The organism is Halalkalicoccus sp. CGA53 (assembly GCF_036429475.1).
GTDB lineage: Archaea > Halobacteriota > Halobacteria > Halobacteriales > Halalkalicoccaceae > Natronorarus > Natronorarus salvus.
The window spans coordinates 3,024,265-3,041,378 of the sequence record NZ_CP144125.1; the positions used below are offsets into that span (position 1 = coordinate 3,024,265).

Sequence of the window (17,114 nt, forward strand, 5' to 3'; positions counted from 1 at the left end):
ATCACCCCGGTGGCGCGGAGAAGATGTCGATCACGCCCCAGCCCACGTACGACAGGGCGAAAAACAGCAGTGCGAGGGCGGCTAGCAACCAGATCCGGTCGTACAGCAACTGCATCGTGGGCACGTCGTCTCTGTTCGATTCTTTCATGAAGGATGGGCAACACTGGGACGGGCTCTCTTAAAATAGTTTCCCCGATGGTGTTCGCCCGGAAGAGGCGGGATCGGTGAACGACGGTCTTCGACTCTCCGCAGTGCCCCGTCGACTCCGTATCCGTACCGTCCGAAACCGCGACGGCCCCTCATCAGTCGACGTCAGACGTACTCGGATCGACGAGGAGAATCGAATCCTCTCCGCTAGCCCGGGCTGCGTCACAACCACTGGCGTCACTCCCGATCGACCCACAGCAGGTACGAGAGAAGCACGAGGAGGATCAGTTCCGTCACCTTGGCGACCGATGCGATCGTGTCGTTCCGGAGGTGGTGTCCCAGACTCTCTGCGACCCCCACCTCCTCGTGTCCGTGGCCGGCGAGGTGTGGCCAGAACGCGCCGTGGTCGAGGACGGTGTGCCAGGCGACGTAGCCCGCGACGTAGACCACCATCAGGCAGGCACCCGCGGCGTACAGCGGTCGTCGTCGGATTCCGAGATACCCGAGTACGGCACCGGCGAGAAGGGCACCGCCCGTGAGGACGAACAGCGGCGGTCGTGGGTCGTATATCGTCCCCAACTCGGCGTACAGGAGCATCGTCGAGAGCCCGTACTGGGGATGGAGGAGGTGGATCCAGGCGACGAGCAGGACGAGCAGTCCGGCGACCCGGCGGACCGTTCGACGCCGCGTATCGTTCGCGTCCGGGTCACCTGACACCTGTCGACCCATCAAACGAGAGTCACACGTGGGGGATATCTATACGTTTCGTACGCGCGATGGACCGCGATACGCTCTCGGGTATCCCGTCATAGGTGACCCGAGCCCCATCTCGGGATCCGGATGGATCACCCGACGTCGTACACGAGTGGTACCCACGTGACCGACCGAGGTCCTCGCTCGGTGAATCGGCGGTCTTACCGTCGGGGCTTCCGTTACACCTCGGAATCCACGAGAGGATCGTACAGATCGCCGTCGAGCGAGAGAGCAGTCCCGAGCGATCTCGAATCGCGGGGAGGAGTTATCACCGATCGGCTCGAACCGTCCTCCGTGGTGATGGCGTCGATGGCGAGCACGGCGAGTAGCCAGGCGGTGGGAAACGTCCCTCCGACACCGCCCGCTCTCGAGTGTACGATAGAGTACCACCCTGGTACCGCGCGAGACCGACGCACCACCGCATCGATGTTTCAGTCGGGACGTCGAGTCACGATCGATCATGGTCGGTAACCGTCCCCCGTCGCCCGACGCCGCTGCGACGGCGATGACGACCTGGCCCTCTACTGTGGATCACGCCGTGTTCGTCGGCGGAACGACGCTCCAGCACGCCGATCTGGCGCTCTTCTTCCTCGTCGGGCTCCTCGCGGGCGCCCACTGTCTGGGCATGTGTGGCCCGCTCGTGACGACGTACGCGGACCGAATCGGTGCGAGCGGACGCGGGCGGCGCGGGGACGTGCTGACCGTCTACGAGGTCCGCCAGCACACGCTGTTCAACCTCGGTCGAGCCGCGAGCTACGCGCTGCTGGGTGGTCTGTTCGCTCTGATCGGCGGCGTGGCGTTCGCCTCCGTCGACGTGGTCGGAGCCGTCGGCGATGTCGTCCGGGGGACCGCGGGAGTGCTGGTCGGCGGTGCGATCGTCGCCAGTGGCGTCTACTACCTCACGGGTCGGACCGACGTGACCCACAGAGTACCGATCGTCGGCTCCCTGTTCAGTCGGGTGTTCGCCGCGCTCTCGAATCGGATCGATCGGCTCGCGAACTCCCCCGGAATCGTCGGTCTCGGCGCGATCCACGGGCTCCTGCCCTGTCCGATCATCTACCCCGCCTACCTCTACGCGTTCGCACTCGGGGATCCGCTCAGGGGGTTCCTCTCGCTCGCAGTGCTCGGTCTCGGGACGATCCCGACCCTGTTCGCCTACGCGACGATCCTCGGATCGGTCGGGACGGCTCGACGGGTCCAGCTACATCGGGCCCTCGGCCTCGCGTTCGTGGTCCTCGGGTACGTCCCGCTCCAGCACGGCCTGATGCTCTTCGGGATCCACCTCCCGCACCCGCCGATCCCGTTCTACCAGCCGCTGTGAGGGTCCCGGAACCGAAACTCGAACCGCGACCGGAACCGGTAGCCCGGCGGTGTCCGTCGACGTAGTGATTCGGGATCCGTTCCGGCTCGTGGACGGGCCAGCGCGACTGGTACAGCCAGCGGCCGAATGAGCCGGTCGTGGCGTACACGAGCTGTCACGACTGCTACCCCCGATAGGGAGCGGCCGCGTTAGAAATCGATAGCGTTCTCTCACGGCGTGTAGAGAGCGTACCCAAGCACGGATGATCGGCGTTATCTGCCGAACATCTGGCGCATATTCGTCTGATAAAGCCTATAATCTGGGCTGGTGTAGGTAGAATATGGCTAACGTGAACGACACCAACAACACCCGAGGAAAGCTCGAAAGCCAGTGGAGACTGCTTCGAGAGGCCGATATCGACAATCGAGATCGAAATGCGATCGAAGATTTCGTGAGACTTCATCGTCAGAACGTCGAAAACCGTGCTCTCCTTACACTTTACACCGACCTGAGCACACTCAGAAACGCCTCCGAACGGGCAGACACCCCTCTGGTAGACATGAAAATGGGTGACGTGCGACGACTTCTGGGAAAACTCGTCGCCCCGAAGGACCAGGGAGGTTACGACCTCGACCCCCAGGGAACTGGGATCTTCGGGTACAAGCGAGCGCTCAGAATCTTCTTTCAGTGGCTCGACCAACAACCCGACTTTGGGGATTTCGGGTTCTATGAACACATCGAACTCCCCTCGCATAACGTAGAACGCGTGAGCGAGGACCAAGTCCCCACGGAGGAAGAAGTCGAAGAACTCAAAGCTGGAGCTGTAAACGCACGGGATAAAGCCCTAATCGAGTTTCTCGCAGATACCGCCGCACGGATCTCCCTGGCCTCTCAACTGCGGGTTGGCGACGTCTATGACCTCGACACGGATCGACCGCACTACAAACCTAACTCGAATGGGATCAATCACAAAGACGCACCCCTCAGACGGTATCCGATCCTCTACAGTCAGGTGGATCTCCGATCGTATCTCGCACAGCATCACATCGATCCCAGAGATGAAGCCCCTCTCTGGCACGTTCTTCACGGATACGATCGGATGGAACCGGAGAAGGGTGCCCTGAGCAGCGATCGTATTCGTAGCATGCTCAGGGAATGCAAGAGTCGAGCCGATATCCAAAAGCCGGTCAACCCTCACAACTTCCGACACACGGCCATTACCCGACTCTCTAGGGCGGGATACACCCCGAAAGAGATTCAGCACATCGCTGGTTGGGCCGACGATCGGATGCTCGAGGCATACGATCACACGACCGACATCGAGCGTAATGATCAGATCCGAATCCGTGCAGGCCTCATCGACGAGACGGATACCGGAACAGCCCCACCCAGACCGAAGACGTGCGAAAACTGTCGGGAGCAGCTCAACCCGAGTTCCCGCTTCTGTCCCAGATGCGGTACAGCCACGACAGAAAAGGCGCGTACGGCTGTAGAGGACCAAGAGGATCGGTTCTTCAGATCCGGGCTCGAGGCAGAGGGAGAGCTGACCGAGGCTGTCCGAGAGTTCCGTCGGCTCATTTCCGAATACCCCACCCTGAGAGCCGCCGTTTTGGACGACTGACTCTACACTCATATGAGACTCTTTCTTTCGTCGAGCACCGCGAGCGTACGCTCGGCGTCTCTCGCGATCGGAAGTGAAGATTTTTCGAGCCGTTCTAACAGCTCCCGGTTCGATTCTATCATCGCTATCGGTAACTCCGGTCGTGCCGCTTCGCTCATTCGACCACCTCTGAGTCGTCCGCGTTCAGGATTGGTTCGAGGCAGGGTTCTCACTCGACGAGCGAGAGTTGGATTTGTCGCTTGTTAGTCGATGCTTCCGCTGGTGTTTCTCTTCTCGTGACTTTCATTGTCCGTCGGATGAGCCTTTAAGGAGGCCAACCCGAACGAGCTGGATCGAACCATAGGCGATTTCCGACGAAATCGTCCGAAAGTACTTTGTCCACTCACAGGCCAGTGGAGAGTACAGGGCTGGGTCGATCCGACCCGTTCCTTTGCTTCGCACGCCGGTGACCGAGTTCCTTGGACGGGGATGGTCGCTGGCGTCGAACGATACGTTCCCATAGCTCCTTCTCTATTCTTGGGCTTCGTCGACCTCGTCGGGGTCGTACTGTTCTACCATCTTCTGGAGTAGTTCATCGTACGATTCACCACCTCTCTTCTTCGATTTCACCAACTGTCGGGTAGAGCGCGAGCAGGGAATTCTCGACTCGGTTCGGTTCGACATGTCACTGCCAGTTACCGGCACGTATCGCGCCGATAAAGTTATTTCGGACAGCGTGGTCGAAGTTTGTAGGAGGAAACCGACGAATCATGGTAGAGGAGGATAAACTGGATTTCACCGATTTGTTCGCTGGAGATGAAGAAGCGGAGGACATCGAATGGGAAGGTATCGAGCTCGAAAAGCGACCACGCGGGATCCTTTCACACACCGATCGAGAATTCCTTTGGGGGCTACGCGAATACGCACACGCACAATCGGAGTCGAATCGCAAGCAAGACATCCGCGAGCGGGTTATCAACGCGCTCTACGATTATCCACTCCTCGCTGTACTTTTGGACGAGGGCGAACGAGACAAGATCTTTCAGGAAGAAACAAACGAGGAAGATCTCAATAGATGTCTCGAGTGGATCATCACGTTCATCTATCTCGGTCTCGGACAGGACGAGGATCGATTCGAGGACCTGATCGAGAGGGGAATCTACTTCGGGGCGAACTTCGACAAAGACGGGCGCTGGGTCGGCGAAGCGACCGACGTCGAGGTCTCCATCGACATCGAATACAATCCTGATGTCGACAAACTCTACAATCAGCTTCAGCAAGGAGAGGGTGATGAACTAAGTCCGGCCGAGATTGGAGTTCTCGTTCAAGCGGGGAAACTCGATGCTGACGATCTCGGTGAGTTAGAGGATTCGGAGCCGAAGTTTCCACGCGTATCTACTGGGCTGAATTAGTGAATGGGTTGATCTACATCGACAGGAACAATCCACGGGCACAAAGGTAAACGAGGTCGATGGGAGCCACCTCGAGCGCTTTATCCAGGGGACCGTGCGGCCTGAAGCTTTTCAACTCCTTCCCAAAGCCTCTACTCTCCGGTATCCTCTGGAACAACCGTAAAGCCGAGGGTTCGGAAGTGGTCTGGATCAAAGGTGAACATGTGCTTGATGTCGCGTTCGGCGGCGAGTACACCGCTCATGTGGTCGGTGAACGAGATCTCGTGGTCGTCATAATGACGAAACTGATCGAGCGCGGCGTCAAAGTCCGTCTCATCGGGGTGAATGACGATAGTTGCTGACTGTTGAACCCATCCGATCGCGGTGGTGGCGGCCTTGTGATTGCGGTGACTAAGAATGAGTGTCGCCAGTTCATCGAGCACGTACGTGGACGTGTACAGCGGTCGATACACCGCATCACCGGTGCCGATCGCCTTGAAGACCGACGTCGCGCGTTCGTGGCGCTGTGCCGTCTCTACGAACCGTGCGTAGAACGCTCCAGTGTCGATAAACAAGGTTAGTGCACCGGGCGTATCACTGTCCGACACCTATCAGCCCTCGCCGTAGAGAACGTCGTCGATCTCGGTTTCATCAACCGGGTCCTCGGGCGCGAGGAGCGGCTTGTCGCTGAAGAGTGGATCGTTGGGGTCGATCTCTGGAGGGTGTTCGGGAGTGGGTTCATCGTCGATGAGCCACCACACAACCGCGCCTGCCCCAACCTGCCGGCGCGCGACGAGCCCCTGATCACGAAGCTCTAAAAGCTTCTGCCGAGCGGCTTCGGCGGAGCATCCGAGCGTCTCGCCGACCTCTTTTGCGGTCGCGATTGGCGAGTCACTCTCCTGAAGGATGCCGATGACGTCCTTCAGCGCGATCTCCTCGACGAACTGCCCACTCTTGTTTCGTTTGCGTCCCATGTAGGACTCTACGGAGGTCACCACTATAGCCCTGTTGGTGCGCGGCAAATGGGGAGGGTTATCGCTTATGGGTGCGTAACAACTAGCAGGGATAGATCGGCTCCTCGAGGCATGTTCTTCGTCCGAGAATGGCCGGGTAATGCCAATATGGATTAGCAAGAGAACTCATACATTTGGCTACATAATATCTATTGACTGTCAGGACCGGCGTGCGAGATACACGGCGCGTATTCATCACGGGATAATGCCGCACGGTTGGATCGCGATACCTATTGTCCCACCAACTACTTCCCTCGCTGGCTACAACTAGCGGGTAAGACAATGTCTCTAGCTCAGCCGACGGTCGACAGTCAGTCGGACACAGCACTCGACGGAAAGACTATCGTCGTGACCGGTGCCTCGCGCGGTATCGGTCGCGGTATTGCAGAGGAGTTGGGAGCTCACGGGGGGAATATTGCGGTCAACTACCGGTCCTCGGATGGCGAGGCAACGGACGTCGCCAGTCTCATCGACGAGACAGCTGGAGAGGCCATCACGGTGCAGGGTGACGTTGCGAACTTCGAGGTCATGCAGACGATGGCCGACCGTGTCCGCGACGAGTTCGGTGCAGTCGATGTGCTGGTGAATAACGCCGGAATTACGATGGATTGCTCGTTCGAGAGGATGACCCCCGAGGAGTGGCAGTCCGTTATCGGCACCAACCTGACAGGCGTTTTTAACGCGACCAAGGCATTCTACGAGGACATCAAGGAAGCCGACGACGGCCGTATTGTCAACATCTCCAGCCTCGTCGGTGAGGAGGGGAACTTCGGTCAGGCGAACTACGCCGCTTCGAAGGCAGGCGTCCACGGCCTCACCATGACGCTTGCGAAGGAGCTGGCCCCGTCAGGGTCGACCGCGAACTGCGTCTCGCCAGGCTTCACCGAGACTGACATGCTCGCCGGCGTGTCCGAGACGATTCGGGAGAACATCCGCGACGACATCCCACTTTCCTGCTTTGCTCAACCCGAGGACATTGCGGCCCTCGTCCGGTTTCTCGCGTCCGCGGAGTCGGGGCACATCACGGGACAGGTCCTGTCGGTCTCCGGCGGACACAACCTCTAAAGGGGCCGTCTTTCTGCCGAGTTGCCAAACTCGATAGGTATTCGTGGCCTGATGCGTAGAGCCTCTCCATGTAGCAGGCTGTTTCTGTCATAAATTGATTCTATCTGTCCGTTGAAGACGTGAGTAGACTCGCAACTTCAGGCTCGAAGCCACACTTACCTTATCTGCCAGAGCGCCGGAGGCGCGACGCGGCGGTCGACCGTAGCGGCCATCGCGGACGCTCCGCCGTGGGCACCAGGTTAAAAAAGGTCATTCGTTGATCGTTTCGGCCGGTTCAGTGCGAGTGCCGCTCTTCCTCCCACCAGGCCTCGGCCTCCGCCTGCTGTTCCTCGGGAAGATCCTTCCAGAAGGAGTTATTGTGGAAGTTCTGGAGGTCGTCGACCTCGTCCGGGCTGCGCTCGAAGAGCGCGCCGCTGGCGAGCTCGGCGTGGAGGTTGTCGAACATGAACTTCGCATGGCGAACCAGCTGGCCGCGTGACGCGTTATTCAGCTCCGACGCCTGACCTCGCTGCTCGATCAGGATGCTGCCGCGACCGGCTACCCCGTGTGCGTTACGGGCGATGTTCACGGTGGTGCCGCCGGGATATCGGGAGACGTTCCCGTTCGCCCGGCCCTGGACGCCGTCTCGGAGGGCCGCGACGCCTCGCTTCGAGAGGTCGACCGCCTCGTCCGGCGCAGCTTCGTTGTACGGCCAGGCCATCGAGACGTTGATCATGTCGCAGTCGTCGTCGTAGTAGGTGAACTGCGTGTGCCAGTCGACGACGAGATCGGCGCCGACCTCCTCGACCTTGTCGAGCATCGCCTGGGTCTCCGGCGAGGGGTTCTCGTCCGGAATCCCGACATCGGCGTCGAAGGCATCCGGATCGACCTGGGCGAGGGTCTGGTCGTCGAACTGGAAGTAGTGCTGGCGGTTCGGGTCGACCGGACCGCACTGGGTCGTCGGCTGCCACCACGAGGCGTACGGGTTATCGTGGCATTCGCTCTCGGGGCGCGCGTTCGACCGCGTGGGGGTCTCGTTGTCACCGGCTGGCGCCCAGCCGTCCGGGTTGTGCCGCGGGATGACGTGGATCGTCACCTCGTCCAGGATGTCGTCGTTCCCCCGGCCGTTCCCGAGCACCTGCAGGACGTCGAGCGCGGCCTCGGTGCCGGGCTGCTCGTCGCCGTGCTGCTGGGTGGTGTGGAAGACGTGGAAGTCCCCGCTGCCGATCGTCGCGTACGGGATCGGTCGACCCTCCCAGGTCTCGCCGATCTCTTCGTACTCGACGTTCGATCGGTTCTCGAGTCTGTGGAGTCGGTCGTAGAGCTGTTCGTTCGATAGGAAGCCTTGGTAGTTCTCCGCGGCCGTCTCCGGCGGGAACGGACCATTCGGCGTGATCTTGTCACAGTCGGCGACAGCTGTCCCAGTGACGGCGATACCGAGTGTACTCGCCGCAGCGATACCTCCTACGCTCTGAAGTATGTGGCGCCTTTTCATGGCGTACCAAGAACCACATAATAGATGTGCTTATAGATTTGCAAAGATCAAAATGGATGTATTTACGAGGTCTTAATAACTCAATAAAGGATAATAATGAAAATTTATATCCGCTAATGTATAAATTTTCCGGAAGATCTACAGAGCGTAGAATGGCAAGTTTGCTTCTGTGCCTGGACGAACTCCAGGAACAGGTCGAGGAATTCGTCCGGCTCGAGGTTCGATTCTGCGAATCGGACGTTGATCCCTTCGATTCCCTTCTTATCGAACGGCGTCGATATCGGCTCGCCAGTCTCGTAAGGACGCATGTCGGGGAATCACGGTTGGATGAGGAGTTCGCCTTCCGTTCCCCGTGCCCATAGGCACTGATTCTGAGCTCGTAGAGTCGATCACCTCCGACAGAATCCGTCAGCCGCGGTGCGATCCCACTCTTCTGGTACGAAAGAGTGAGCGTCCAGGATTCGCTGCCGATCGGAACCTCGATCTCCCCCGAGAAACCATTGAATCCGGCGTGAGGAGCTTCGAAAGGATCCAGTACGGGCACAACCCATGCTTGGTGAAGACGAGGTTCCCCTCGCACTCGTGCGGGGCTGACTCCACCTGGGTCACGGTAGACCCCCCTCGGGAGAGCCCCGAAGCAGACGAGTGTCACAGTAAGGACAGAAGAATCTGCGAGCACCAGGAACGAAGACGACTCGAATCGAGCGTCCGCAGGAGTGATTCGGGCACTCCGTCGTCGTTTCATTCGTTTCACCCAGCGGCCGAGCGGGTTGGTCGTGCCGCGCTCGCGCCGTCACGACGCCCACCCCCGACGGGGACCGGCTGCCTTAGAAACCGATAGATGTTTCTCGGAGGGTGTAGAGAACTTAAAGAAGCACAGATAATAGGCGTTATCTGCCGAACATCTGGCGCATCATCGGGTGCATCTCCATGAGTTGCTCCTCGGCGATCTCCTCGTAGAGCTTGTACGTGATCGACACTGCCAGCAGCAGGCCCGTCCCGTCGACGTTCCCGATCGTGCCGAGCATGTTCGCCATCACGGCGAGCCCGCCGACCAGCGCGCCCCCGATGACGGTCACCTGCGGGATGTATCTGGCGAGGACCTTCTCGTAGACCCCGACGTTCTGTCGGAAACCGGGGATCTGCATCCCCGTGTTCTGGATCTGCTGGGCGGTCGCTTCCGGCCCCATGTTCGTCGTCTCGACCCAGAAGATCGCGAAGATCGCACTCCCAACGATCATGAACGTCAGATCCACGAACACCCGGATCGCGATCATCCACGGTTCGGCGGTGGTCGTCCCGAGCCACCACATCCACTCCGTCGGGCCCATGATCGGGCTGAAGTAGTAGAAGAAACCGGAGACCGCCTGCCCGTCCGAGTAGACCCCGAGCGCGGCGGGCATCCCCGCCCACTGGCTGTCGAGGATCCGGCCGAGGAACTGGATGTTCATCTGGAGCGCCCGGACGAGGATGATCGGCAGGACGCTCGCGTAGATCAGCTTCACCGGGAACCGACCCCGCGCACCCTTCACCCGAGCGTGCGAGAGCGGGATCTCCACCCGGACGGACTCGGCGTAGATGACGATCGCGAAGATCACCAACGTGGTGAGGATCGCGAGCAGTTGCACCTCGGTGAACAACAGCGCGACGACCCCCTCGGAGGTCAGCGGCGAGGGCATCTCCCGGCTTCCCAGCAGGATGCCGATCCACACCGCGAGGAAGCCCGGCTGATCGCCCAGACCCTCCCAGGCGAACACCCCGCCCAGGAGCGCCTGGCTCACCCCGGCGATGATGAACAGCCCGATCCCCGAGCCGACACCCCACTTCGAGACGATCTCGTCCATGAACAGGATCAGGATCCCGCCGATCATGATCTGGGTGAACATCAGCCACTGCACCGTCGAGGTGCCGTACGCGGCCGCCGATTCGGGACCCACTGGAAGGAAGCCGCCGAAAAACACCATCGGGAACGCGGTGAGCGCGGTCATCACGATCACCAGCAGCTTCTGGAGTCCCTGATAGAGCACCTGGTCCCGCGGGTCGTTCGTATCTAACCCGAGGAGACCGGCCCCGCCCAGCAGCTGGAGCACGATGCTCGCGGTGACGATCGGTCCGATGCCGACCTGCATGATCGAGCCGTGTTCGCCAGCGAGGATCGTGCGGAACTGCCCGAAGAGGTCGTCGCCGATCTCGGTGCCGGGCAGCCCCCAGAGGGTGATGTTAGTGAGGAAAAAGTATACGACCAGCACCCCGGCGGTCCACCCGAGCTTTCGCTTGAAGGGGACGTGCCCCTCCGGCCGGGTGACACCGGGCATTCGTGTGAGGACCGGTTCGGCGGTCTCCTTCCAGCTCATTGCTTACCCGTCGTCGGGTGTGGGGGTATCAGTACTTTGTGGTTCGGCGTCTTCGCCCTCTTGCGATTTCCTAGCTCTATCGGAGAGGTTCGCCGAGCCACCGGCCTCTTCGATCAGTTCGACTGCGCCCGCCGTGAACGCGTCGGCGGTGACTTCCAAACTGTTTCTGACCTGTCCGCCGCCGAGGACCTTCACGACGTCGACCGCGTGGCCGTCGTCGACGAAGTCCCGGGCATCGAACCGGTAGCCGTCGTCGGTCTCCTCGGCGAGGCCCTCGGCGACGTAGAGCGCGGCGTCCTCGTCGAGTTTCTGGACGCGGACCTCACGGACCTCCGCTTTCGCCTTCTCCGGGCGCTTGAAGCCGTGTTTCCCGAGCGGGCCGTAGTTGTGGAACTCGTGTTTCGAGCGACCGGCACGCCCGCGACCGCCGCGGTTTCCGGCACCGCGGCGGTTCTTGTGCGTGCCGCCGCCGTGTGTACGCGAGCCGCGCTGTCTGCGCTTCTTCGAGGTCATCGCATCGCCTCCAGGAGCTCGTCGATCTCCTCTGTCGTGTGCTTGCCGAGCTGGCCGCCGTCGGTCCGGGGGTGTTTGATCCCCTTGTGCCCGCCGCGTGGCGGGTGGAGCCGGAACACCGGCGAGAGACCCTCGTCTCTGAGCGTCGTCTCCTCGTCGACCAGAGCGGCCGCGAGCGCTGAGACGTCGTCGTAGGTCGTGTTTTCCGCGATCCACTCGTCGTCGATCTCCGCACTTCCCTCCTCCGGCTCGCCGCGCCGCCGGACGAGCTGTTCGACGGCCTCCTGACTCGGCTGGCCGATGGCGACGAAGTCGTTGACCTTCGCGACCATCCCACGGTACGTGTCGGTCTCGGGGACGAGCGTGCAGTGGTTCACGCGGTGGAGGTTGAGCATCCCGAGCGTGTCGCGGACGCTCTGGGACATGTTCACCTCGCCGCGAAGCTGGACGACCGCCTGCATCAGTCGCTCGCCTCCCGTCTGACTTCGGCCGCCCTGTCGGGCACCCGCGCCCGCGAGGCGTTCTGTAAGGCGTTGTACGTCGCCTTCGCGAGGTTGATCGTCGTCCGGGTGTTGCCGTGGCTCTTCGTCCAGGCGTCCTCGATCCCCGCGAGCTCGAGGATGTGTCGAACGGTCGGCGCCGCCGCCAGCCCGAGCCCCTTCGGCGCGGGCATGATCTCGACGGTGACGCTGCCGGCCTTGCCGGTCGCCTTCCGTAGCAGCGAGTGCTGACCGCCGGCGCGGTCCTCCCAGGAGCCGCTGCCGCGCTCGACCTTGATGATGTTCAGCTTCGCGATACCGATCGCCTTCTGGATGGCGCCGCCGACCTGATCGTCACGCCCCTCGGCGTAGCCGACGAAGCCGTCGCGGTTGCCGACCGCACAGACACAGCGGAACTTGACTCGCCGACCGGAGTCGGTCATCCGCTGGACCATGTTGATGTCGAGCACCTCGTCCTCGAGTCCGGGAAGGAGCTGGTCGACGATCTCGGTCTCCTTCAGCGGCAGCCCGGAGTCGAGCGCCTGCTCCATCGACGTGATATCGCCGTCTCTGACCTTCCGGCCGAGACGGGTTCGGGGCTCCCATCCGTTGTTGTTTCTCGCCATCAGTGGGTCTCCTCCATGATCGCCTCGCGCACCTCGTCGAAGTGCGCGGGCAGCTCCGTCGCGTCGAACTCGCCGGAGTAGAGCGGCTCGTCGAGCGACTCGGCGTACGCCGCGATATGCTCGCCGCGGGTTCGCTCCCAGTCAGCGAGCACGCTGTCGTTGTGCGGGACCTCGAGTCCCGCGTCGATCGCGCCCTCCTGCACCGCGAACACCTTGCTGCCGGGCGTCGCCGTGTGCAGGCCGATGTCCAGCACCGCCTCCTCGACGCCGGCCTCTATCGCGCGTTTCCCCGCGAGCAGCCCGGTGAGGTACGCCGCCGAGAGGTTCCCCGTGGGCGCCTCCCAGCCGTACTCCGCGAGGTCCGCGGAGTGTGCGCTCGCGAGCGTCTCGTCTCCCTGTGGGCCGGTCGCGATCAGCTGCGCCCTGATGTGCTTGTTCGACGGCCGGGCGACGAGCCTGGCCTTACCGGATTTCAACAGGCGCAACCTCTGGTGGTAGTCCGTCCTGACCTCTCGGCGCCGACGCATCGGCACCTTGTATCGTGGTCCTGTAGCCATTATTCGTCTCCGTATCGCTCCTCGATGAACGTCTCCATGTATCTGACACTCCTGAACTCGCCGCCGCCCGCCTTCGCGTACAGCGCTCTGTACTGCGTCGGGGTCAGCTCGCCCTCGTCTCTGAGCTCGCGCAGCCGCCTGCGCTGGGCCCGGATGCGGCTCTGCCAGTCCTCCTTTCGGCCCTGGCGCGCGCCGGCTTTCCCCTTTCGCTTCCCCGGCCCCTTCAGGTGGCCGTAGGCCCGCTTCGCGTTGCGCTCTCGCGCCCGTCCGCGGGAGTTACCCTTCTCCTCCTTCGCCCTGATCGACCCCTGGTCGACCAGGTCGCGGATCTCCTCTCTCGTGATCGCGTTCGCGATCTCGCCCTGTGCGTCGGGGTCGAGCCACACGCGGTTCTTCCCCACGCCGAGGACGTCCGCAGCCAGTCGTTTCTGTGCTTTCAGATCACTCATCCGAACTCACCTCGACCTCCTCGTAGGTCGGATTCAGCACGCGGATCCCCGCCTCCTCGGCGGCCTCTTCGATCCGCTCTCGCTTCCGCCCGCCGACGGTCGAGCCGATACGGATCGCTTCGGTGTCGCCGTCGACACCGTCGACCTCGCCTGGCGTGTGCACGAGTACCTCGTCGAAGCCGCTCGGGTGCTTTCCTCGAACGGCCTCCGGTGTCCGGAAGCCCGCCTCGACGACGGGCCCGCGGCTCTTCATCCGGCGGCGCTGCTTCGAGAGGTTTCCACGCGGTTTGCGCCACGACTCGGGCGTCCGCTTTTTCATGTGGTAGTCCTGGCGCTTGAACGCCGGCTTCCCCTCGCGTGCCCGCTGGGTGAGCAGCCGCGACTCCTCGTCGCCGAGATCGGGCGTCTTCTCCGCGTGTCCGCGGGGACGCAGTTCGGTCTCGACGTCCTCGTCTTCGACCTCTTCTTCCGGCGGCGCGTCGTCTTCGATCTCCGCCTCGGCCTCCTCGTCGATCTCGAGGCCGCCGACGTCGGCCTTGATACGCGCCGCGAGCGCGTTGCCGATACCCTCGACCTCCGCGAGTTCGGCCTGGCTCGCCGCCTGGACGTCCTCGACGGACTCGTAGCCGGCCTCGCGCAAGGCCTCGGCTTTCGACTCGCCGACGCCGCTGATCTCCTCTAGCGTCTCCGCCATCTCAGACCGCCTCCGTCTTCGGTTTCTGCGTGATGTAGACGCCGTCCTGGAAGACGCGCGTGTCCTTGTCGTTTATCCGGGTGAGCTGTTCGATGTCGGCGGCCGTCTGGCCGACGTGCTCCTTGTTCGGCCCCGAGAGGACGAGGTCGTCGCCGTCGACCTGCACCACGGTATCGCCGTGGATCGTCGTCCGCCGGGAGGCACGCTCGCCGAGGAAGTTCTCGATGACGACGTCCTCGCCCTCCACGTTCACCTGCATCGGGAAGTGCGAGTAGACGACCTCCATCTTGTACTCCCAGCCCTCGGTGACGCCGTGGAAGGCGTTCTCGAGGTGGCTCTCGAACGTACCGACCGTCGCGTTCGTCTTCGCGTTCTCCGTGTCGCTCTCGATGACGACGTGTTCGTCGTCGACCGTCACCCTCACGTCGGGGTACCAGAGCCGGCGAGTGACCTCACCCTCCGGCCCCGAGACGGTCACGTCGAGGTGGTCGACGCTCACGTCGACCTCGTCCGGGATCTCGAGTTCAATTCGTGTCATTGTTAGTAGACGTACGCGATCACCTGGCCGCCGACGCCCGCCTCGCGGGCCTCGTAGTGGCTCATGATGCCGTGGCTGGTCGTGACGATGAGCGTCCCGTAGTCGCGGGCGGGGAGATAGCGCTTCTCCCACTTCTCGAACTCGTCTGCGCCCGCCGAGTAGCGGGGCTTGACCGCACCACAGCGGTTTATCGCACCTTTCAGTTCGACCTCGAACGTGCCTGCGCGACCGTCCTCGGTGTACTCGAAGCCCGCGATGTAGCCGCGGTCGTAGAGCACTTCCAGGACGGCCCCGATCTGGTTCGAGGCGGGCTGTACCGTATGCGAGAGGTGTCCGACGCTCTCGGCGTTGTTCAACCCCGAGAGCGCGTTGCTGAACGGATCTGTCGTCGTCATATTAGCTGTACTTCTTGAATCCCATCTCGCGGGCGATCTCTCTGAAACACTGTCGACAGAGCCAGATGTCGTACTTGCCTACTAAGCCCTGTTTCCGGTCACAGCGCTGGCAGGCACGCTCCTGGCCCGTCTCGCGCGTCTCCTCGACGCCCGCCGATTCGGTCTCTGATTCACTCATCTGTTATCTCCACGTCGAACTCGCTCTCGAGGTACGCGATCGCGTCCTCGGCGGTGAGCCGGTGGTCCTGTGGGATCGACCGGGTCCGGACGTCGCGTTTCGCGACCCGATACCCCGGCCGAACCATGTTCACGGTGACGTCGAGGCCGTAGATCCCCACCGTGGGATCGTACTCCTGGCCCTCGAACTCGGTGTGTTCCTCGATGCCGAAGCTGACGTTGCCGGTCTGGTCGAACTGGTTCCGCGAGATCGATCCGAGCGGCAGCGCGTCCGCGAGGAACTCGCGGGCGGCCTCGTCGCGAAGCGTTACCTTCGCGCCGATCGGATCGCCCTGGCGCAGCCCGAACTCGGGCACCGTCTTCTTCGCCTGCGTTCTGACCGACGCCTGACCCGTGAGGTCCTCGAGGATCTCCTCGGCGTGGCCGAGTTCGCGGCCGCCGGTGCCGACGCCCATGTGGACGACGACCTTCTCGACGACCGGTTCTCGCATCGCGTGGAACTCGCCCTCGGACTCCGATTCGCTGCTCATTCGGCCTCACCTCCGTCGTCCGTGAAGTTCTCGTCGATCACGACGACGTACTCCTCTACCGTCTCGAAGCCGCCGTCCTCGCTCTCGACCGACACCGTGTTCGGCGCCGACGAGCGGATCACGTCGATCGACTCCACTCGTCCGATCACGCCGGCGTGCTGGCCCTGCACCGCGGTGACCAGCGCGCCCTCCTCGTACTCGAAGTGTGCGAGAACGGCGTCGTCCTCGAAGCCGATGACGATCGAGTCGCCCGTTGCGTACTCGCGTCCCTCGTCCTCGAGCCTGAGCGTGCGGCCGTCGTGCAGCTGGAGCTGGGTCGCCCCGCCCTTGACGGTTCGCTTGTCGACGATCTTCCCGAGTTTGCCGTCGGCGTCGTCCTCGGGGATCGGCGTCAGCGCGAGCCGACCGCCCTCGTCGGGGAACACCCGGTAGTACTCGCCGCGCTCGGTGAACCCGAGGATGTCGAACATCCCGATCGGGCGTCTGACGTCGCGGATCGGCTCGCCGTTGACCAGTACCGTACCCTGGTTGACGGCGTACGTTGCCTCGCGTTTCGAATCGACGTAGCCGAGGACGTCACGGAGCAGGATCAGGAGCGGGACGCCCGCCTCGCCGTGGGGGCCCGCCGTCGCCTTCACCGTGTACGTCGCGGTCTTCCGCTCGACCGGCCACGATTTCGGTACCGAGAGTCGTTTCTGGTGGTTACTCATCGTCACTCTCCAGTCGTGTCTCGCGAACCGTATCCGAGAGGTCGAGCGCCGTGATCCGGACGTTGCTCGGATCGACCGGTCGGGGGACCTCCTCGCCGTCTGCCTTCTCGACGGTGACGCCCTCGACGTGGACGACGCTCCCCTTGAGGTCGACGCGGAGGACCTCGCCCTCCTCGCCCGCGAAGTCGCCGCGGAGCACCTCGACGGTGTCGCCCGCGTTGATCCGCGTCCGGCGCGTGCCGTGATCCTCACGGAGCTCGGCCGAGAGCGTGGCGTGCACCTGCTTGTGGCGCTCGTGCAGCGGCGCCTCGGCGGTCGCGGTTCGCTGTTTGCGTGGTTGTTTGCTCAT

General features: G+C 62.5%; 24 protein-coding genes and 1 pseudogene. 4 read left to right on the forward strand and 21 right to left on the reverse strand.

The window, feature by feature from the left end:
- Position 1: 1 nt before the first annotated feature.
- Positions 2-148: a hypothetical protein gene (locus V2L32_RS17395; RefSeq protein WP_331233805.1), complete on the reverse strand. Its 147-nt coding sequence runs from the start codon at positions 146-148 to the stop codon at positions 2-4.
- Positions 149-384: 236 nt separating this feature from the next.
- The gene (locus V2L32_RS17400) at positions 385-876 is read right to left on the reverse strand and encodes a hypothetical protein (protein ID WP_331233806.1); all 492 of its coding nucleotides are present in this window, start codon (positions 874-876) and stop codon (positions 385-387) included.
- Between the two features lie 529 nt (positions 877-1,405).
- Between V2L32_RS17400 and V2L32_RS17405 the strand changes: the two genes are divergently transcribed.
- Positions 1,406-2,221, forward strand: a complete 816-nt coding sequence (locus V2L32_RS17405; RefSeq protein WP_409348453.1) for a sulfite exporter TauE/SafE family protein — start codon at positions 1,406-1,408, stop codon at positions 2,219-2,221.
- Positions 2,222-2,540: 319 nt separating this feature from the next.
- A complete protein-coding gene (locus tag V2L32_RS17410) occupies positions 2,541-3,821 on the forward strand; it encodes a site-specific integrase (RefSeq protein WP_331233808.1) in 1,281 nt (426 codons plus the stop codon).
- An 8-nt stretch (positions 3,822-3,829) separates the two neighbouring features.
- Here V2L32_RS17410 and V2L32_RS17415 read toward each other — a convergent pair whose 3' ends face one another.
- The gene (locus V2L32_RS17415; protein WP_331233809.1) at positions 3,830-3,979 is read right to left on the reverse strand and encodes a hypothetical protein; all 150 of its coding nucleotides are present in this window, start codon (positions 3,977-3,979) and stop codon (positions 3,830-3,832) included.
- 591 nt (positions 3,980-4,570) lie between these two features.
- On the opposite strand from V2L32_RS17415, the gene V2L32_RS17420 reads away from it, so the two are divergent.
- The gene (locus V2L32_RS17420) at positions 4,571-5,212 is read left to right on the forward strand and encodes a hypothetical protein (protein WP_331233810.1); all 642 of its coding nucleotides are present in this window, start codon (positions 4,571-4,573) and stop codon (positions 5,210-5,212) included.
- Between the two features lie 131 nt (positions 5,213-5,343).
- Here V2L32_RS17420 and V2L32_RS17425 read toward each other — a convergent pair whose 3' ends face one another.
- Together V2L32_RS17425 and V2L32_RS17430 are read right to left on the reverse strand one after the other, a co-directional pair.
- On the reverse strand, positions 5,344-5,799 hold the full coding sequence (locus V2L32_RS17425; RefSeq protein WP_331233811.1) for a type II toxin-antitoxin system VapC family toxin: 456 nt from the start codon (positions 5,797-5,799) through the stop codon (positions 5,344-5,346).
- Between the two features lie 3 nt (positions 5,800-5,802).
- On the reverse strand, positions 5,803-6,165 hold the full coding sequence (locus tag V2L32_RS17430; RefSeq protein WP_331233812.1) for a FaeA/PapI family transcriptional regulator: 363 nt from the start codon (positions 6,163-6,165) through the stop codon (positions 5,803-5,805).
- Positions 6,166-6,486: 321 nt separating this feature from the next.
- Between V2L32_RS17430 and V2L32_RS17435 the strand changes: the two genes are divergently transcribed.
- On the forward strand, positions 6,487-7,269 hold the full coding sequence (locus V2L32_RS17435) for a 3-oxoacyl-ACP reductase family protein (RefSeq protein ID WP_331233813.1): 783 nt from the start codon (positions 6,487-6,489) through the stop codon (positions 7,267-7,269).
- 274 nt (positions 7,270-7,543) lie between these two features.
- Here V2L32_RS17435 and V2L32_RS17440 read toward each other — a convergent pair whose 3' ends face one another.
- The 16 genes and pseudogenes from V2L32_RS17440 to rplX form a co-directional block, all read right to left on the reverse strand.
- Complete coding sequence (locus V2L32_RS17440) at positions 7,544-8,743, reverse strand: M14 family zinc carboxypeptidase (RefSeq protein ID WP_331233814.1); 1,200 nt, start codon at positions 8,741-8,743, stop codon at positions 7,544-7,546.
- A gap of 113 nt (positions 8,744-8,856) precedes the next feature.
- Positions 8,857-9,051, reverse strand: a complete 195-nt coding sequence (locus V2L32_RS21245) for a DUF7845 domain-containing protein (protein WP_457852204.1) — start codon at positions 9,049-9,051, stop codon at positions 8,857-8,859.
- Between the two features lie 38 nt (positions 9,052-9,089).
- A pseudogene (locus V2L32_RS21250) lies at positions 9,090-9,488 on the reverse strand (DUF7845 domain-containing protein); the annotation flags it as partial.
- Positions 9,489-9,633: 145 nt separating this feature from the next.
- On the reverse strand, positions 9,634-11,097 hold the full coding sequence (gene secY / locus V2L32_RS17445; protein WP_331233815.1) for a preprotein translocase subunit SecY: 1,464 nt from the start codon (positions 11,095-11,097) through the stop codon (positions 9,634-9,636).
- Positions 11,098-11,100: 3 nt separating this feature from the next.
- Positions 11,101-11,610 (reverse strand): uL15m family ribosomal protein, encoded by a 510-nt coding sequence (locus V2L32_RS17450; RefSeq protein WP_331233816.1) that lies wholly within the window; start codon positions 11,608-11,610, stop codon positions 11,101-11,103.
- Positions 11,607-12,071 carry a 50S ribosomal protein L30 gene (gene rpmD / locus V2L32_RS17455; RefSeq protein ID WP_331233817.1) on the reverse strand — a complete coding sequence of 155 codons (465 nt, stop codon included), beginning with the start codon at positions 12,069-12,071 and terminating at the stop codon, positions 11,607-11,609. Before rpmD ends, V2L32_RS17450 begins: the two co-directional genes overlap by 4 nt.
- Positions 12,071-12,715, reverse strand: a complete 645-nt coding sequence (locus V2L32_RS17460; protein WP_331233818.1) for a 30S ribosomal protein S5 — start codon at positions 12,713-12,715, stop codon at positions 12,071-12,073. Before V2L32_RS17460 ends, rpmD begins: the two co-directional genes overlap by 1 nt.
- On the reverse strand, positions 12,715-13,272 hold the full coding sequence (locus tag V2L32_RS17465) for a 50S ribosomal protein L18 (RefSeq protein WP_331233819.1): 558 nt from the start codon (positions 13,270-13,272) through the stop codon (positions 12,715-12,717). The genes V2L32_RS17460 and V2L32_RS17465 overlap by 1 nt, the downstream gene beginning before the upstream one ends.
- Entirely contained in the window at positions 13,272-13,721 is a 450-nt protein-coding gene (locus V2L32_RS17470) for a 50S ribosomal protein L19e (protein WP_331233820.1), read from the reverse strand. Before V2L32_RS17470 ends, V2L32_RS17465 begins: the two co-directional genes overlap by 1 nt.
- Positions 13,714-14,415, reverse strand: coding sequence for a 50S ribosomal protein L32e (locus V2L32_RS17475; protein WP_331233821.1), 702 nt, complete (start codon positions 14,413-14,415; stop codon positions 13,714-13,716). Before V2L32_RS17475 ends, V2L32_RS17470 begins: the two co-directional genes overlap by 8 nt.
- A 1-nt stretch (position 14,416) precedes the next feature.
- On the reverse strand, positions 14,417-14,953 hold the full coding sequence (locus tag V2L32_RS17480; RefSeq protein ID WP_331233822.1) for a 50S ribosomal protein L6: 537 nt from the start codon (positions 14,951-14,953) through the stop codon (positions 14,417-14,419).
- Positions 14,954-14,955: 2 nt separating this feature from the next.
- A complete protein-coding gene (locus tag V2L32_RS17485) occupies positions 14,956-15,348 on the reverse strand; it encodes a 30S ribosomal protein S8 (protein ID WP_331233823.1) in 393 nt (130 codons plus the stop codon).
- Between the two features lies 1 nt (position 15,349).
- Positions 15,350-15,526, reverse strand: coding sequence for a 30S ribosomal protein S14 (locus tag V2L32_RS17490; RefSeq protein ID WP_331233824.1), 177 nt, complete (start codon positions 15,524-15,526; stop codon positions 15,350-15,352).
- The gene (locus tag V2L32_RS17495) at positions 15,519-16,055 is read right to left on the reverse strand and encodes a 50S ribosomal protein L5 (RefSeq protein ID WP_331233825.1); all 537 of its coding nucleotides are present in this window, start codon (positions 16,053-16,055) and stop codon (positions 15,519-15,521) included. The genes V2L32_RS17490 and V2L32_RS17495 overlap by 8 nt, the downstream gene beginning before the upstream one ends.
- A complete protein-coding gene (locus V2L32_RS17500) occupies positions 16,052-16,765 on the reverse strand; it encodes a 30S ribosomal protein S4e (RefSeq protein WP_331233826.1) in 714 nt (237 codons plus the stop codon). Before V2L32_RS17500 ends, V2L32_RS17495 begins: the two co-directional genes overlap by 4 nt.
- Positions 16,758-17,114, reverse strand: coding sequence for a 50S ribosomal protein L24 (gene rplX / locus V2L32_RS17505; protein WP_331233827.1), 357 nt, complete (start codon positions 17,112-17,114; stop codon positions 16,758-16,760). The genes V2L32_RS17500 and rplX overlap by 8 nt, the downstream gene beginning before the upstream one ends.

Coding starts and splice junctions, on each gene's coding strand:
- V2L32_RS17490 (WP_331233824.1), bottom strand. CDS start 15,526: ATGAGTGAATCAGAGACCGAATCGGCGGGCGTCGAGGAGACGCGCGAG.
- V2L32_RS17405 (WP_409348453.1), top strand. CDS start 1,406: ATGACGACCTGGCCCTCTACTGTGGATCACGCCGTGTTCGTCGGCGGA.
- V2L32_RS17475 (WP_331233821.1), bottom strand. CDS start 14,415: ATGGCGGAGACGCTAGAGGAGATCAGCGGCGTCGGCGAGTCGAAAGCC.
- V2L32_RS17470 (WP_331233820.1), bottom strand. CDS start 13,721: ATGAGTGATCTGAAAGCACAGAAACGACTGGCTGCGGACGTCCTCGGC.
- V2L32_RS17440 (WP_331233814.1), bottom strand. CDS start 8,743: ATGAAAAGGCGCCACATACTTCAGAGCGTAGGAGGTATCGCTGCGGCG.
- V2L32_RS17500 (WP_331233826.1), bottom strand. CDS start 16,765: ATGAGTAACCACCAGAAACGACTCTCGGTACCGAAATCGTGGCCGGTC.
- V2L32_RS17450 (WP_331233816.1), bottom strand. CDS start 11,610: ATGACCTCGAAGAAGCGCAGACAGCGCGGCTCGCGTACACACGGCGGC.
- V2L32_RS17395 (WP_331233805.1), bottom strand. CDS start 148: ATGAAAGAATCGAACAGAGACGACGTGCCCACGATGCAGTTGCTGTAC.
- V2L32_RS17400 (WP_331233806.1), bottom strand. CDS start 876: ATGGGTCGACAGGTGTCAGGTGACCCGGACGCGAACGATACGCGGCGT.
- V2L32_RS17435 (WP_331233813.1), top strand. CDS start 6,487: ATGTCTCTAGCTCAGCCGACGGTCGACAGTCAGTCGGACACAGCACTC.
- secY (WP_331233815.1), bottom strand. CDS start 11,097: ATGAGCTGGAAGGAGACCGCCGAACCGGTCCTCACACGAATGCCCGGT.
- rplX (WP_331233827.1), bottom strand. CDS start 17,114: ATGAGCAAACAACCACGCAAACAGCGAACCGCGACCGCCGAGGCGCCG.
- V2L32_RS17460 (WP_331233818.1), bottom strand. CDS start 12,715: ATGGCGAGAAACAACAACGGATGGGAGCCCCGAACCCGTCTCGGCCGG.
- V2L32_RS17415 (WP_331233809.1), bottom strand. CDS start 3,979: ATGAGCGAAGCGGCACGACCGGAGTTACCGATAGCGATGATAGAATCG.
- V2L32_RS21245 (WP_457852204.1), bottom strand. CDS start 9,051: ATGCGTCCTTACGAGACTGGCGAGCCGATATCGACGCCGTTCGATAAG.
- V2L32_RS17485 (WP_331233823.1), bottom strand. CDS start 15,348: ATGACGACGACAGATCCGTTCAGCAACGCGCTCTCGGGGTTGAACAAC.
- V2L32_RS17480 (WP_331233822.1), bottom strand. CDS start 14,953: ATGACACGAATTGAACTCGAGATCCCGGACGAGGTCGACGTGAGCGTC.
- V2L32_RS17465 (WP_331233819.1), bottom strand. CDS start 13,272: ATGGCTACAGGACCACGATACAAGGTGCCGATGCGTCGGCGCCGAGAG.
- rpmD (WP_331233817.1), bottom strand. CDS start 12,071: ATGCAGGCGGTCGTCCAGCTTCGCGGCGAGGTGAACATGTCCCAGAGC.
- V2L32_RS17410 (WP_331233808.1), top strand. CDS start 2,541: ATGGCTAACGTGAACGACACCAACAACACCCGAGGAAAGCTCGAAAGC.
- V2L32_RS17430 (WP_331233812.1), bottom strand. CDS start 6,165: ATGGGACGCAAACGAAACAAGAGTGGGCAGTTCGTCGAGGAGATCGCG.
- V2L32_RS17420 (WP_331233810.1), top strand. CDS start 4,571: ATGGTAGAGGAGGATAAACTGGATTTCACCGATTTGTTCGCTGGAGAT.
- V2L32_RS17495 (WP_331233825.1), bottom strand. CDS start 16,055: ATGAGCAGCGAATCGGAGTCCGAGGGCGAGTTCCACGCGATGCGAGAA.